This window comes from Pseudogracilibacillus sp. SO10305, assembly GCF_037072005.1.
In the GTDB taxonomy this organism is placed as follows: domain Bacteria; phylum Bacillota; class Bacilli; order Bacillales; family Amphibacillaceae; genus Pseudogracilibacillus; species Pseudogracilibacillus intestinigallinarum.
Map to the genome: position 1 here is coordinate 135,557 of NZ_JAXHDE010000004.1, position 15,849 is coordinate 151,405.

General features: G+C 34.7%; 13 protein-coding genes. All 13 read right to left on the reverse strand.

Going from position 1 to position 15,849, the window contains the following annotated elements:
- Positions 1-63 precede the first annotated feature (63 nt).
- Positions 64-738, reverse strand: coding sequence for an ABC transporter ATP-binding protein (locus tag SPD45_RS05650; protein WP_336266758.1), 675 nt, complete (start codon positions 736-738; stop codon positions 64-66).
- A complete protein-coding gene (locus SPD45_RS05655; protein ID WP_336266759.1) occupies positions 722-1,846 on the reverse strand; it encodes an ABC transporter permease in 1,125 nt (374 codons plus the stop codon). Before SPD45_RS05655 ends, SPD45_RS05650 begins: the two co-directional genes overlap by 17 nt.
- A complete protein-coding gene (locus SPD45_RS05660) occupies positions 1,843-3,069 on the reverse strand; it encodes an ABC transporter permease (protein ID WP_336266760.1) in 1,227 nt (408 codons plus the stop codon). The genes SPD45_RS05655 and SPD45_RS05660 overlap by 4 nt, the downstream gene beginning before the upstream one ends.
- A gap of 65 nt (positions 3,070-3,134) precedes the next feature.
- A complete protein-coding gene (locus SPD45_RS05665; protein ID WP_336266761.1) occupies positions 3,135-4,706 on the reverse strand; it encodes a DUF6583 family protein in 1,572 nt (523 codons plus the stop codon).
- Between the two features lie 137 nt (positions 4,707-4,843).
- Positions 4,844-5,356, reverse strand: coding sequence for a hypothetical protein (locus SPD45_RS05670; protein ID WP_336266762.1), 513 nt, complete (start codon positions 5,354-5,356; stop codon positions 4,844-4,846).
- Positions 5,357-5,867: 511 nt separating this feature from the next.
- Positions 5,868-7,268 carry an MDR family MFS transporter gene (locus SPD45_RS05675; RefSeq protein ID WP_336266763.1) on the reverse strand — a complete coding sequence of 467 codons (1,401 nt, stop codon included), beginning with the start codon at positions 7,266-7,268 and terminating at the stop codon, positions 5,868-5,870.
- 174 nt (positions 7,269-7,442) lie between these two features.
- On the reverse strand, positions 7,443-8,483 hold the full coding sequence (locus SPD45_RS05680; RefSeq protein WP_336266764.1) for a hypothetical protein: 1,041 nt from the start codon (positions 8,481-8,483) through the stop codon (positions 7,443-7,445).
- Between the two features lie 124 nt (positions 8,484-8,607).
- Positions 8,608-10,158 carry an FAD-dependent oxidoreductase gene (locus tag SPD45_RS05685; protein WP_336266765.1) on the reverse strand — a complete coding sequence of 517 codons (1,551 nt, stop codon included), beginning with the start codon at positions 10,156-10,158 and terminating at the stop codon, positions 8,608-8,610.
- A gap of 204 nt (positions 10,159-10,362) precedes the next feature.
- Positions 10,363-12,279: a heavy metal translocating P-type ATPase gene (locus SPD45_RS05690; protein WP_336266766.1), complete on the reverse strand. Its 1,917-nt coding sequence runs from the start codon at positions 12,277-12,279 to the stop codon at positions 10,363-10,365.
- A complete protein-coding gene (locus tag SPD45_RS05695; RefSeq protein WP_336266767.1) occupies positions 12,272-12,592 on the reverse strand; it encodes an ArsR/SmtB family transcription factor in 321 nt (106 codons plus the stop codon). Before SPD45_RS05695 ends, SPD45_RS05690 begins: the two co-directional genes overlap by 8 nt.
- Positions 12,593-12,860: 268 nt before the next feature.
- On the reverse strand, positions 12,861-13,394 hold the full coding sequence (locus SPD45_RS05700; RefSeq protein ID WP_336266768.1) for a YceI family protein: 534 nt from the start codon (positions 13,392-13,394) through the stop codon (positions 12,861-12,863).
- A gap of 15 nt (positions 13,395-13,409) precedes the next feature.
- Positions 13,410-13,769 carry a DUF488 domain-containing protein gene (locus tag SPD45_RS05705; protein WP_336266773.1) on the reverse strand — a complete coding sequence of 120 codons (360 nt, stop codon included), beginning with the start codon at positions 13,767-13,769 and terminating at the stop codon, positions 13,410-13,412.
- Positions 13,770-13,948: 179 nt separating this feature from the next.
- Complete coding sequence (locus SPD45_RS05710) at positions 13,949-15,523, reverse strand: bifunctional metallophosphatase/5'-nucleotidase (protein WP_442961990.1); 1,575 nt, start codon at positions 15,521-15,523, stop codon at positions 13,949-13,951.
- Positions 15,524-15,849: the final 326 nt, after the last annotated feature.

Consider the following 15,849-nt stretch of genomic DNA (forward strand, 5'->3'; position numbering starts at 1 on the left):
GAAAAATCCCCCCATAAGAATGATATATAATATATACCACTAATGGAGGGACAGCAAACATCTTTATAATGTTGTCACAATTTTTCCTCGTTCTGTTAATAACTCTTTGTAAAATGGGTCAGCCCCTAAATGATAAATTTCATCACATAATTGAATAATTTCATCCATATCGTGTGATATATAAACGATAGCCATTTCTCGTTCCTTCGCTAAACTTTTTAAAAAATGACTTATTTCAACTTTTGACTTTAAGTCAATCCCAACAGTTGGTTCATCTAAAAACAAATAAATCGGTTCATGGATTAAAGATATGGCAATATTTAACTTCCGCTTCATTCCGCCTGACAATGTTGACACACGGTCATGCCACCGATTTAAATGCACATCCTCACATAATTGTTTTAATGCACTATTATCACGCTTTATCGGTGATAACTTTTCAAAAAATTGCATGTTTTCAGCGACCGTAAATTCTTCCCAAATGGCAATATCTTGTGGGACATACCCAATTTTTTGACGTAGCTTTTTTATATTTTTACGATTATATGCTTTTTCCTCCATTACTACTTCTCCACTCGTCAGAGGTTGTATCGATGCAAGCACATTTAATAAAGTCGATTTCCCTGCTCCATTTTCACCGACAAGTCCGATAATTTGACCAGGTTTCACGGTGAAAGACACATCTTGTAAGATAGTTTTTTTTCCGAATTTCTTCGTAACATTATGTACGTGCAACATACGAATCCTCCTTTCGAATGAATATAATAATGAGTAGTACACTATTTAATAAAAACCATACATTCATATAATTTCCCTGTAACAATATTTCCATCGGATGTAGGAAAGTAAATAGTTTTGAATGTGCCGCAATCCCAATAACATACGTCACAATTGCTACAAAAGTGATAGATAAACCGATTAAATAAAAGATAAATGGTCGTTTGATCCATAAACTAATTAAAAAGGCACTACTATTCCATACATAACGACAGATGAATAATGTAATGAAAAACTTCCAGGAAATCTGTTCATTATATAAAAGATGAAATATGAAAAATGCGATAACGTCTATTATAAAAAGCCCTATCGTATACAAGATAAAATGTTCGAATAAATAAGTTGTGACACTTTTTCTCGTAAATAAAAAACGCGTAGCCACGTGAGCATTCTTTTCTTTTATGACCCAATCAAATAAGAAAAACGTCGTTAAAAAACTAATAAATACCCAAATAAACATCGGGGAGAAAATGGATGCCGCATCAGACGTACGTTGCTCATCTCCTTTGTATTTCATCGACGTATGAAGCAATGTACGCTCTGCTTCAATTTCCTTACTTCGTTCAATTAATTCCTCTTCTGATACATCAATCGGCATATCAAACTGTCGATACAATTTCTCTACTTCATTTGCCGCCTTATATCGACTTGCTTGTTGTTGCACGAGCGATTGAATCGTTTCAATTGTAGAAACGTATGCAAAAGACATATCTGATTCATAGCCATGAATTAATTTATGTCGATTACCTTTTTCCATCTTTTCATCATATCCTTCACGGACAATAAATACACTATCTAATTCATGTTTTTCTAATTGATTTAATGCTTCTTTTTCACTTAATAAATGGATCGTAAAAAAAGACTCTTCCTCTAATTTTTCAGCGAGTTCCAATGCTAATGGAGTCTCTTCCTGTAAAACAAAACCGACCGGAATCGACGTGTCATCTTTTACGACATCTAACAATTGAACGAGCACAATCGTCGCAATGAATGGGATAAAAAGCCAAAAAAGTATACTAAATAATTGTCGTTTCATATGAAGCCAACGCATATATAATAAATCTTTCATATCGTTCTCCTCCCTTTCACAAAAGCAATAGCTAGCATGAGGAGAGTTGCTATAATAGCCATCCATGTAAGTGGTTCATACGCCGCATATAAACGACCATTTAACAAAATTTCTTGCAACCAAAACAATGTCTCATAAGAAAAAATGTAAGGAAGCCAATCTTGCACATAAAGCGGGAAATAAATCGTCGGAACTATGGCACCACTACTAATTAAAAATAACAATACCGTAATCAGTTGTAGCAATAATCTTCCTTTTAACGAGGTAACGAGCATTTCGATCATCGCTAAAATCGCAACAACGATGACACTATACAATACAAAAACAATCGCAATTCGCCCATAATCTTCCCCATCTAAAGGTAAATCAAAAACATGCTTAAAAAGGAAGAACAATCCAAATGCCAAAATGAAATGGATGCCTAAAACAATGGTTAGTTTCGCTAACAACTGCTGTGTCAATGTTACTCCATATAACCTGATTCGGACACTCATTCTATCTGCCTCTTCGCGATATAAAAAAAGATAAACAATCCACAACCAAATCGTCGATAAAATAAAGAATGCGGATAATCCGTAATATAAATACAGGGATGATGTCGCAATATTACTCACTTCATCTGTTGACACAATTTTATCTTTACTTAATGCATACATAAAAAATGACATAAATTGCTCAAAGAGAAATTCATTGCGTACTTCCTTATCATCGATGAATTTTTTGGCGTAATGATTAATGAGCAAAATATTCGCTTGCGATGTATTGATATGCCGCATGACACTATCAACAATTTCTTTGACGACGATACTCTCTACTTGTTTATGTTTATTACCGACCATTTCTAATAACACTTCTTGGCCGTAAAATAAATCTTCTATAAAATTGGCGGGAAAAACAACATATGCACTCAATGTATTCTCATCAATTTGTTCCTGTGCACTCGTTTCATCTAACACTTCCATATGGACATATTGTTCAAAAGCTTCTTTTGCTTCCATTAATACATCTATTAACATCGTAATTTCTTCCGATTGATCATCATTTACAATTCCAATACGAATTGGTTCTGCCTCTTCCGTTTGTAACGCTTGAACAGATAAAAATAATGTCGCTCCAATCATAATAATTGGAGAAAGCAAAATAAGAGGGAATGTGAGCCATTTCCTCTTACTTTGCTTTACATAAATTTGTAGGAACATGAAATAATGTTTCAATGTTTGCATGTTTTCACCTTATTGCTTTTTTAAAAAAATTAATCTCTCACACTCTTTTTCTTAAATTACTACCATTAAAAAGCTGACATTTCCATGAAGTAACCCATCATCCACTTTTCAAAATTCGGTTCGATAACTTCTTCTACATATTTCATTAACTCAGATTCTGACATTTTACCAATGTCTTTTTCTTTGCTCGTATCTGGCATTTCAACAGACTTAATCTTTTCACCGTCAACATCGACATTTAATTCAATTTGACCAGCATAAAAGTCTGATAAATCTGTAGAAAACGTGTTTTCTGATGTCATGTTATCTTTATCATACGTACCAGAACCATCCCAGTTAATCGCAAAATTGAAGTAATCTGATTCCACACCAAATTCACGTTCAAAGTCTTTTTTCGATTTTTCTACAGATTCTTCCCCACGATATACGATGTTAAATTCATCATAATCGTCTGCAAATGTTAAAGTGACCTCGTCTTCTGCTTGATCATCTTTCCATGTTAATGAACCATCTAAGTTGAACACAACATCATCATATTCATCTTCGAAACCGAACTCGTATGCGAAAGCTACTTCTTCTTTAGAAACTTTTTGATCTCCTTTAATTTTTAAAGTTCCTTCATTAGAACCTTCTCCTGCATTAAAGGCAAAGTCTCTTTTTACGATTGTATCTTTATCGACCCAAATAGTTGATGTAAGCCCCTCTTTAAATACGCCATCTTCAAATGATTCTTGCACTTCTTCAATAGCGTCATCAAAATCATCCATCATATCTGAAACCATTACTGCATTTCCAGCTCCAACAGCTACTTCTAATTTATCTGCAACAATTTCTTTTAATTTGTCGTCTTCTTTCATTTTTGATAATACTTTATCTGCAATTTCTTTAATTTGATCTTCATCTAACTTCATCGTAATTTTTTCAGTCTTGACCTCATCACCTAATACTTTTACTTTTTCACTTTCACTTGTAAATGAATCTTCTGGTAATTCATCAAAAACAAATTTAGCATATTCATCTTCTAAATATTTTTGCTCATCTTCTGTAAATAGTTTCTGTTGATCAAAAAACTGACCGAAATCATATTCCGTATCATCGTCATCAAATGTGTATGGATCAATTTCCTTTAATAAATCCCCTACATCTTCATCATTAATTTTTAACACTTCATCTAAAAATGGCAAAACGATAAATAAGTCATTCTCTGTTAATGCAACACTAAAATCTTCAATCTTCATTCCCATTGCATTTGCACTTATATGTGTTACCATTTCTTTCTCTTTCATATCTGTCTCTGTTTCTAATACTAGATTAATATTATTCACGATCTCTTCTATCTCTGAAAAACCGTAAGCACCTGGATCTGTATAGTTTCCACTAATATCCATATCGACCCCAACTGCATTTTCTTGTTGGAATTCATACCAATCTTTTTCTAGACTATAACGCTCTTCAAAGAAATCACGCGCTCCGTCAAATGAAGCTTTTTCTGCTAAAAAATATTGTGCCTTTGGAGATGACGTTTTCACCATTGTATATGCTGCTACTCCACCAGCAATAACGATAATAGCAATAATAATTCCAATAATAAGTCCTTTTGAACTCTTTTTCGGACTGTTTTCTACTGTCTCACTCATTGAAGTACCCCCTCTTTATCTCAATTACATTTCCATTGTATGACAAGAAATGTAAAACATGTTACCGCAATTATACATAACTTGTAACCTATATGCCTAATAATTATATGCTACATTTCAAAAGTGATTCATTAGACTCAAAAATAAAATTTAAACTGGTCATAATATCGGCTTATTTCTAATCGGTCGTCTCCTATTGATACAACGGTAACTTCCCCTTTAATTTCTTCCATCTCTTCTTCTTTTCCATCATCCATTTGAACTACAAATGTAAATTCTATATGTAACTCATTTTCATTTCCGTTTATTTCTTTTACTTGAAAATCATCCACGGTTATATCTGCTTCATTTTCATCGACGATGGCAACTGGATACTTCATTTCATTTGGCATTAAATCAGCATATGCTTCTTCTGTCACATATGTACTCAATAATTCTTGGTGTTCTACTAGTTTTTCAGGAGCATCTAAATCGATGGCATCATAAGAAATCGTATACATTTTTTTAACAAATTTTTCAGCTATTTGAATTGCCGCTTCTTTTTTCGTTTCAAGTGGATCAGTATGTTCATTTGTGTCATTTGTTGTACAAGCAGCTAAAATAAAAATGAATGCGATGATAAGTGAGGACATTGCTTTCTTTTTTCGCATCGTCATCCCTCCTTGTGCTATATGTATACCCATAATAGAAAAAATGTAACAAAAAGAGCACAACAAAAGGCATAGCCGTTTTACTTTGCGACTATGCCTATCTTTTTAAATGGCTCTTTGTTCAAGAGTATTGGTTGCCCAATTAAAGTCACTTAGTATTGAAATGTTTAGAGTCATTTATAAATAATATAGTGTAAATTCATCACTTCGGAAATGTACTACGCTTTCTGCTGGCGCTGCTAAGCCACCTTGGCCTATCCGTGCGGTGTCTAGGCGTGGCTTTTCATCCGGCAGGAGTCCACGTACATTTCCTACGTTTCATTTAGTTGTTTACAATTTGTTTTCTATTTTTATACCAAAAAAGGTGCCAGCGGATTTTTCACCGAAGTCATGTATTGTAGAGCCTTTAAAATACAGGTATCATTATTAAATGTCTCGATCATTGAATTTCATTTCTAGTTTTTGGGACGTATCACCTTTTGTTTACCAAATGGTGTCCTTTCTCTCTAAACTAATGGTTTCCAATCCCTTTTCGATCATCTTTAATGCGGAAGGATAAAATAAAGCCAATTGCTGCTAAAATCCCCGCAAACATAAAGGATACGTTGACTCCGTGAATCATTCCTTCCACCGCTTTTTCAGGAATTGCAGCTGTTGCCATTACTGTAACGAACACAGCTGTACCAATCGCACCGGCTGACTGGCGAAATGTATTGTTCATCGCCGTACCGTGCGGAATTAAATGATCAGGTAATTGATTCAATGCTAATGTCGTCATCGGCATCATCACCATCGCAATCGACACCATTCGAATTGCATTCATCGTTGCAAGATAAGCGAACGTCGTTTCCTCAGATAAAAATCCGAACGCAAATGTTGTGACAGTTAATAAAAATAATCCAATCACACCTAGCCATTTCCCATTAAAATGGTCGAATAAGTAACCAGTTATCGGGTTCATAATTCCCATAATAATCGCACCTGGAAGTAATACTAATCCAGAATGTAGTGCCGAATACCCTAACATATTTTGCATATATAACGGTAAAATAACATTCGTACCTATCATCGCTGCAAATACAATCATCCCTAAAATAGTTGCAAGCGTGAACGTTTTATAAGAAAACACGCGAAATTCTAATATCGGCTGTTCTAATCGTAATTGACGTTTGATAAAGATATAAAGAGAAATACCTCCAATAATAATCGTTCCTATTACTTGGATATTCGTCCAACCGAGGTCACCCGCGACACTAAATCCATATAAAATTCCACCGAAACCGATCGTTGATAATATAATCGAAACGAGGTCTAATTTTGGATTTTTTTGTTCTGTCATATTTTTCAGTAAGAAATATGCTGTAATTAAGTTTAAAACAGCAATTGGCAAGACGACATAAAACACACTTCTCCATGGGAATTGATCGACTAACCAACCAGATAGACTCGGTCCAACTGCAGGAGCAAATGCGATAATTAAACCGAATAATCCCATCGCTGTCCCACGTCTTTCAATTGGGAAAAGTAAAAATAAAATCGTCTGCATTAATGGCATCATAATTCCTGCACCTGATGCTTGAAAAATACGTCCTATAAGTAATATCGAAAATTGTGGTGCAATGGCACAGAGCAATGTACCAAATGTAAATAAACCCATCGCTGTCATAAAAAGACCACGATTCGTAAACTTATCAATTAAAAATGCGGTAATTGGAATCATAATTCCATTGACGAGCATAAATACTGACTGGAGCCATTGTGCCGTACTTTCACTAAGTTGTAAATCTTCTATAATTGGTGGAAGTGCTGTTCCTAATAAAGTTTGGTTCAATATTGTAATAAACGCTCCAGACATTAACACAATAAATAACGGAAGGTTTTTCTTCCAATTAAATGATTCTATATTAGACATGTAAAACCAACTTTCCATCTAAGGATAATTAACACACTTACTTATATACCCTAACATAAGAGAAAAACAACATTCAATTAGATGGTTTCAAAAAGCTCCGTTTTCAGCCCTTTTATATTATCTGTACTTCTGATATAACCTCTACTGCTAATGTTTAGTCGATGATTTATAGGATTACTTCATCCATTGCAGCACTTTTCTCTTCAAAAATGTAAAGCTTTTTCCATGTAGGAACAATAATGTTTGAGTGATTAACAAACAAAGAACGACAACAGCCCAAATTTTTAAAAAAACAGCAATAAAATTCGCTACTGAATCATATGAATGAAAATAACCCCTTTCATACATCGTATATGTAAAAGCAAAAAACATACCGAATGTAAAATTACGCGACCATTGTGTCACATGATAACTAAACAAGCCGTGACGTAAATGATAACGTTTATACCGTTTCCATGCACGAACACATTCCATCCCTTCAATAAATAAGAAAAATATTACCGTAACTCCCCAGACGATGAACGTTATGTGAAAAGAGAATGCATTTGTCAACACCATTGCTAAACCAGTAATCGATAAGGCCCCATGGATAATACAGTTCGTATTTGCCCAATCATCTGCCAATGTCCAATTCATTTTTGTATAAGAACGAATGATCAATACGAAACCAACCATATAACAAACCAAGCCTAAACCAATCACCCATGGAAATATCGGAAATATAAATGAGCCAAACATATGATATAACATTAAGACACCTGATTGAATGCTTACCGTCGATAATAAAACAATGCCATCTACTTTCATCGTTTTATGTGTCGTACATAAATAAATAAACGAACGTACATACATGAAAAGAAAACATGAAAGAAACACTATATTTACGATTGTCAAAAATTGTAACCACGGAAGAACATTTTCGGTGTACATTTTTATGACGATACAAAAAACAGATAATGCTGCTATCCAAGTACCTAAAGCAAACGAACGAACCGGTTGCTTCATTAATTCCTTCATTTTACTCACTTCACTATATGTAAAAATAACCATGAACAAAACAATGATAGTAATGACACTGTACAATAAAACAAAAAAAGTATCATTACGGTTTAAAAAAGAAAAATAGTCAAATGCACCGATGAAAAATATACCAAATGCCATGACAATAGCTGGTGCAGCTGGTTCAATCGAAAATTTCCTGCGCGAAAAATCCATTTTTACACTTCCTACTAAATAATGTCCTTATTCAGTATATCAACGAACGTGCAAATCATTCATGTTTTCTGTCTTCCGATATATGTAAAGTTCATTTTTATCGAATAAAAATAGACGATTCAAGTTAATACCCTGAATCGTCACTCGTTATGTTGTCGATCATTTTGTAATCATATGTTTGAAGTGGTTTTTCGGCTGGTCCTTCCAATACTTCTCCTGTATAAGTAAAACGGGATCCATGACAAGGGCAATCCCAACTTTTTTCTGCATCATTCCATGCAACTTCACAACCAATATGTGTACAAGTTGTATCGACAATATGCACCTTCCCGGAAGGATCTTTATAAACCCCTTTTCTGTCCATCCCCTCCCGAATAACTGTCGCTTGATCCAGTTCTAAATGTTCAATATCACTCGATAACACTTCTAGCTTTCCTTTGAGTAAATGCCCAACGACATTGACATTTTGCTTTAAGAAATTTTTCACACTTGCAGTCGCATGAAATCGAGATGGCTGATACAACGAACGAAATCTGTTTTCCTTTCCAAGGACAATATCTTTTATTAGATGAGCGGCAGCCGTTCCGTTTGTCATACCCCATTTTCTAAAACCTGTCGCAATTAAAATGTTTTCCTCATTTGGTGTAATACTCCCGACATATGGAATTTCATCTAAAGTCGTTAAGTCTTGTGCCGACCATTTCGCGACTTCTTTCTCAAGATGAAAATGTTCCATACCGAATGTATGTAAATGACGATAATGCGCGGATGTATCTTCAGCTTCCCCCGTACGATGTTCATCACCAATAAGAAGTATTGCTTGTTTTCCATCTATCGTCGTTTGACGAATGGAACGAGCGGGTTTTTCCGCATTAATATACATACCTCCAGCATATTTTTCTTTTAATGTTGCAGCAACTACATAGGAACGCTCCGCATACATTCTCATTGCATACATGCCAAGTCCTTCATAAAACGGATAATGTGTTGCACAAACAATATATTTTGCACCAATTTCTTTTTCATTTTTCGTCTGTAAAACAGCCCGCACACCTGACGTTATGTTGACAGCCGTTACTTGCTGAAAAATTTTACCGCCAAGCTTTTCAAAAGCCTTCAACAAATGCAAACAATATTTTACCGGATGAAATTGCCCTTGACCAGATAATTTTAAAGCATTTTTAATTGGAAGTGATATCGGAATATCTGTCGTCAGCTCTCCTTTTATATGCAACTGTTCATATGCGACATATTCATCTTCAATATCCTTTTCTCCTTTTTCTGTCATCGCATAAAGATAAGCTGTTTCATCACGCCATTCACAATTTATATTTTCTTCTTCCACTATTTTCCGCATCCACTTTACCGCATTTTTATTTGCTTCATAATATAGACGGGCTTCATTTTTACCAATTGATTTCAGTAGTTTATTGTAAATTAATCCATGTTGCGCAGTTACTTTTGCCGACGTATGTCCTGTCGTCCCATGTAAAACATCATTCGCTTCCACTAACACAACGGATAACCCTTCCTTTGCAAGTAAATATGCTGTCGTTATCCCTGTAATTCCAGCACCTACGACACATACATCTGTTTCCATATTTTTCGTTAAAGTCGGATATGTCGGAATAGCTACCGACTGAAGCCAATACGCCGTTTGTTCATCTTTTTTCATCGTTACACTCCTCCTATATATACCATGTCCTATTCAGCAAAAAATTATGCTACACGTCTTTTAAATGATGGAAAGATTTCTTTCAACCATGACAAGCTTTCGCAATAAAAGAATATGTACATTTAAATAAATAAAAAAAGCAACCTTGAGATACATCTCATAAGGTTGCAATAACGGCGTGTACCGTTTATGTTTCAGGAATTTTTATTCACTTTTCGGATATTCTCTAACACCTGCCAACATACGAAGGCCATTGAAAATAACGAGCAATGTGCTCCCTTCATGAATAATGACCGCAAATGTCATGTTCATATTTCCTGTAATATTTAAAATAACGAGCAATACGACGATGGCGAGTGCCATAAAAATATTTTGCCAAACAATTTTCCGTAACTTTTTCGCAAGTTTATGTGTATATGAAAAACGTGTTAAATCATTTTTCATTAAAACGGCATCCGCTACATCAATGGCAATATCTGTACCTTCTCCCATCGCGACGCCAATATCTGCTGTCACAAGTGCCGGTGCATCATTTACACCATCTCCGACCATCGCCATTACTGGATAATCTTTTTTCAAATCTGTAATCATTGCCGCCTTTTCCTCTGGCATAATATTTCCACGAACTTCATCTAAGCCTAGCTTCCGTCCAATTGCCTCACCCGTACGTTTCGCATCACCAGTTAACATCACAGTATGAATACCTTCAGATTTAAAATAATCAATCGCTGCTTTCGACGTTTCTTTCGGTACATCTTGAATGGCAATTAACCCTAATACTTTGTCATCTGTACCAAAGTATACAACAGTTTTTCCTTCATGTTCAAATTGCTCTGTTTGTTGTTGAATATCTGTTGGGATAACATGATAAGATGTCGGTTTTCCTATTTTGTACGTTTGTCCATTTAGTGTTCCGACAAGTCCAATGCCGATTACATTTTCTACTTCCATTTCATCTGGAGTAATTGTGTCATAATACTCTATTATTGCCTGTGCTAACGGGTGGTTGGATTTACTTTCCATTGATACAATGACACGTTCAAATGTATTTCGGTCTGCTTCGATTATTTCAGTGGAGAAATATGTTTCCGTTACAACAGGTTTTCCTGTCGTTAATGTCCCTGTTTTATCAAATGCTACTGCATTTAAATCTGATAAATTCGATAAATAAGAACCACCTTTAAATAAAACTCCACGTTTTGCTAAATTACTAATCGCCGATAATGTTGCTGGAATATCTGTTACCGCAAGTGCACATGGCGATGTTGCAATTAAAAATACCATTGTACGATAAAAACTCTCATAACTCGACCAACCAAATACGTAAAAACCTAATAAATAAAATAACGGTGTTAATACGAGTACAATGGATACATAAACTGGTTCAATACGCTTAATTAAAGCAGCTGTACGAGAGATATTCGTTTGTGCTTGGCTTACCATTTCGATAATTTGTGAAATGACTGTTTCAGAACTATCCTTCGTCACTTCCATGATCATCGTGCCTGTTCCGTTTATCGTACTACCAAACAATGTATCGCCTGCTTTTTTCTCGACAGGAATACTCTCACCAGTTATCGCCGCTTGATCCACAGCACTTTCCCCTGAAACTACAACACCATCTGTTGGGATTTGATCTCCATTTAAAATAGATAATTGATCTCCTATAGTTAAATCTGCCACATCAACGATTTCTATTTCACCATCTGGCTTTATGCGTCGGGCATTCGTCGGGTTTAATTGCAATAAATTCGTAATTTCTTTATTACTTTTACTTTCTGCATAATGTTCTAAAAAATGCGCCCCAGCAAAAATTAATATAAGCAATGCGGCTTCCATAAAGTCACCGATAATGACTGCTCCAATTGCTGCCAATGTCATTAAAATATGGACATTTGGTATGAATTTTTTCTTTTTTATTGATTGCTTATACGTATCAATAAATCCTTCCATAATAATATGGTAACCAGATAATATAATCGAGACGACAAATAAACTATTTTTAAAAATGACCGGACTTACAAATAGGGCAACAAAAAAAGCAACGAGCCCAACAAAAAATAAGATAACTTCTTTATTTCCACCATGACTATGATCATGGTCATGCCCGCAATTACTCATAATTGTATATCTCCTTTACGTGTTCTATTGCTGTATCAAATAAATCATGTACGTGATCATCATCTAAATGATAAATAACTTTTCTCCCTTCTTTCTTGTTCGAAACAAGTCTAGCCATTTTTAAATCTTTTAAATGGTGTGATACAGCACTTTGACTCATCCCAACATGTTCACTAATCTCTGTTACTGTTAACGAATGTTGTTTTAAAGCATATAATATTTTAATTCGCCCTTTATTGGCGATAGCTTTGAAAAAATTAACGACATCTTCTTCTAAAAGTTCATCTAACATTTCTATTTGTTCGTGCTCCATATACATCCTCATTTCATATTTATTTGAATATATGATAAATTGTTCATATGTTCATTAATTAAATTATAAACAATTTTTATGAAAAGGTCAATGAGGAAATAGTGGATAACTGGTGGAAAGTTTCATTTCAGTTTATTTTTGTATGGAGATCAAAACTTTCACCCCTTTAAAAAGAGAGTTATATTACATTTTATTGTGTTGATTTGACAAAAATCCATAAAAAAAGCACGAACCCTCAAAGGGTCCGTACGTTTATCCGACCTATATTTTATGCCTCTTTTGCAGGATTTGCCTCGACATCGATAGAAATTTTGATTTTATCACCAACGAGTACCCCACCAGCTTCTAACGCTTGGTTCCATGTAAGACCAAAGTCTTTTCGATTTAAGGCTCCTCTAACAGCAAATCCAGCAACTTCTTGACCCCATGGGTCTACTGCTTTTCCTTCAAATTCTGCTGCAAATGTTATTTCCTTTGTAACACCCTTCATCGTAATATCACCGATAATATCGAATTCATCCTCGGCTGTTTGCACGATTTTTTTCGAGGCAAAATTTATTTTTGGATATTTATCTACTTCAAAAAAGTCTGGAGACCGTAAATGGTTATCACGGTCCTCATTTGATGTGTCAATTGACCTGACATCTATGTCAAACGTAATAGTACAATTCGCTAAATCTGCTGGGTCTCCATCAATCGTTCCGGTAAATTCCCCAAAACGTCCACGTACTTTTGACACCATCATATGTTTCACTTCAAAACCTACACTCGTATGGCTTCCATCAATATTCCATTTTACCAATTCATTCCACTCCTTTTACGTATGTTTTTCTAACATTTCCTTTATGACAACCGCTTGGTTGTGTGTTTCATCCTTTGCACCAAACAGTAATGTGATCGTCTTATTCTCTTTTTGCATTTGTTTCAATTGGTCATAATTAGCTTTTTGTGCTCCAGATTGTAACTCTTTTTCGTACTTTTTCTTAAATATAGCAAATTTATCTACTTCATGGTTGAACCATTTGCGTAATTCTTTTGAGGGACCGATTTCTTTCATCCATTCATCCAAATTCGCCTTCTCCTTTGAAACACCACGTGGCCATACACGATCAACTAATATGCGTACACCATCATCCTTTGTCGCATCATCATAAATTCGTTTCAATTTCACTTCAATGGGTCACCACTCCTTATATACTAGGATCATTCTTTATATTCCTCTATTACATTCAAAATAAACATATTAAACTAAGTGAACTATAAAAGAGAATGAAAATCGGTCCTGTTTATCTTTTAGTAATAAACAGGACCGATTTTTTATAAATAAAAACTATTTATGACCAATCATTTAAATAATTAACCAATAACATGCCAATTATGATTGACAGTCACTTCGATTACTTTATATCGTAAAATATAATTTGCAATAATTTCCGATACATCAATCGGAATTTCCTTCACAACTGGACAAGATTTAAACATCATATAATCCCCACCACCACTCGCACGATAATTATTCATTACAACATGCAATTTATCGTCAGCTTGTAATGGATGATCTTTATATAATAACTTTGTAATCCGTTTTCCTTCTTCTTTCGATACATCTATTTCATATTCAATCCCATCCCACATATCATAATTAAAATGTTGAGGTTTTGGATATAAGAAGCGATCATTCACGACAATATCTCCGGCATCGTTTTTGGTAAAATAAGTAGCTGATAATTCTAATGCTTCCTTTATAACTTTCCCGGTTGCTTCTATGACGACTAACGTATTTGGATAAATATAGTTACTGACAACACTTCGCATCGTCACATCTTTTGGAAATCCTGGTGCTAAATTATCAAATAAAGCCGTGCAAGACACATCCACATCAGCAACATCCATTTGTACTCTATTTAAAAAATCAATCAAAGGACTATCTTTTAACCGTATTTGCATCGGATCATGAACTAGCATATCGCCCTCAATATGTCCAATCGGTTGATCTAACCATTCTTGAGTACTATTTTCATACGGCGTAATAAGTTCTAATATACGATCATCTGCCTCGACACCATCAACAAAAAGCAAGCTGGACTCTTTTTGTACGACAGCATAATCCGAACCATTTTTCTCAATTTGTAATATTACTTTTCCTAAAGCTTTTCCTTGTGAACCCGGTTGTACTACTAGTACACCATTCACAAATTCATTTTCAATTTCACGATGTTGATGACCGGTTAATAACACATCTATTTCAGGTAACTCCATACATAATTCGTACCCTCTATTTTCCCCGGTTAATGTTTCTGTCGGTTCTCCTGTTTGTAAATCACGTTCAAACCCGCCATGATAAGCTACGACGACAATATGCACCCGTTCTACCTCTTTTAAATAAGACACCCATTTTTTCGCTACGTCAACTGGATTTAAAAATTGCATTCCAGAAATATGTTCTTCTTTCTCCCAATTCGGAATATAATCTGTCGTTAATCCTAAAATACCAACACGAATTCCATCTGCCACTTCTTTTACCATATAAGGATTCCCATAATATGGTTCCTTCGTTTTTTCATCCACAATATTTGCAGAAAGCCAAGGATAATTCGATTCATCAATTGCCCGTTGTAATAAATCTTTTCCATAATTGAATTCATGGTTCCCTAAAATATTGGCATCATAGTTTAATTCATTCGTCACTTGAATCATTGGGTTTCGTAAATGTTGCTCATATTTTGCATAATGATATGTTAAAGGTGTCCCCTGAATTAAATCGCCATTATCAATCAATAATAAAGCTTCATGTTTTTTTCTTTCTTCTTGAATGATTGTTGCAATTTTTGCAATGCCTAAGTCTGCATGTCCATTCGTTCCATATTGAATTGGAAACACATTTCCATGTATGTCACTCGTTTCTAATAAAACTAATTCATGTATTGTCATAGCTATTGATCCTTCCTTCATACTTCCTAATAGTCATTCACTTTTGTATGTTTAAAGTATAACAAACAACAATAGAAACTTGAATGGATTTTATTTTAAAATTTTTATTCCATTACGAGGATGGGACAAAACTCAGTGAAATAAAAAGGTAATTTCAGTAGATTTATTTTACTGGAATTACCTTTTCTTTTTATTTGATCGACTATGTCGCTCCATAAATCTACTACGCTTTCCGCGGGCCGGCCTCAACCGATAGAGAAAGAAATTCACTTTCTCTTTCGTTTTCGGACACGGCTTGTCCCGCAGGAGTCTTCGTAGATTTATTT

What these genes read in the sequence shown, in the direction of transcription:
- SPD45_RS05695 (WP_336266767.1), bottom strand. Translation starts at nt 12,592, where the DNA reads ATGGAGCACGAACAAATAGAAATGTTAGATGAACTTTTAGAAGAAGAT.
- SPD45_RS05650 (WP_336266758.1), bottom strand. Translation starts at nt 738, where the DNA reads ATGTTGCACGTACATAATGTTACGAAGAAATTCGGAAAAAAAACTATC.
- SPD45_RS05685 (WP_336266765.1), bottom strand. Translation starts at nt 10,158, where the DNA reads ATGAAAAAAGATGAACAAACGGCGTATTGGCTTCAGTCGGTAGCTATT.
- SPD45_RS05655 (WP_336266759.1), bottom strand. Translation starts at nt 1,846, where the DNA reads ATGAAAGATTTATTATATATGCGTTGGCTTCATATGAAACGACAATTA.
- SPD45_RS05665 (WP_336266761.1), bottom strand. Translation starts at nt 4,706, where the DNA reads ATGAGTGAGACAGTAGAAAACAGTCCGAAAAAGAGTTCAAAAGGACTT.
- SPD45_RS05690 (WP_336266766.1), bottom strand. Translation starts at nt 12,279, where the DNA reads ATGAGTAATTGCGGGCATGACCATGATCATAGTCATGGTGGAAATAAA.
- SPD45_RS05660 (WP_336266760.1), bottom strand. Translation starts at nt 3,069, where the DNA reads ATGCAAACATTGAAACATTATTTCATGTTCCTACAAATTTATGTAAAG.
- SPD45_RS05710 (WP_442961990.1), bottom strand. Translation starts at nt 15,523, where the DNA reads ATGACAATACATGAATTAGTTTTATTAGAAACGAGTGACATACATGGA.
- SPD45_RS05680 (WP_336266764.1), bottom strand. Translation starts at nt 8,483, where the DNA reads ATGGATTTTTCGCGCAGGAAATTTTCGATTGAACCAGCTGCACCAGCT.
- SPD45_RS05675 (WP_336266763.1), bottom strand. Translation starts at nt 7,268, where the DNA reads ATGTCTAATATAGAATCATTTAATTGGAAGAAAAACCTTCCGTTATTT.
- SPD45_RS05670 (WP_336266762.1), bottom strand. Translation starts at nt 5,356, where the DNA reads ATGCGAAAAAAGAAAGCAATGTCCTCACTTATCATCGCATTCATTTTT.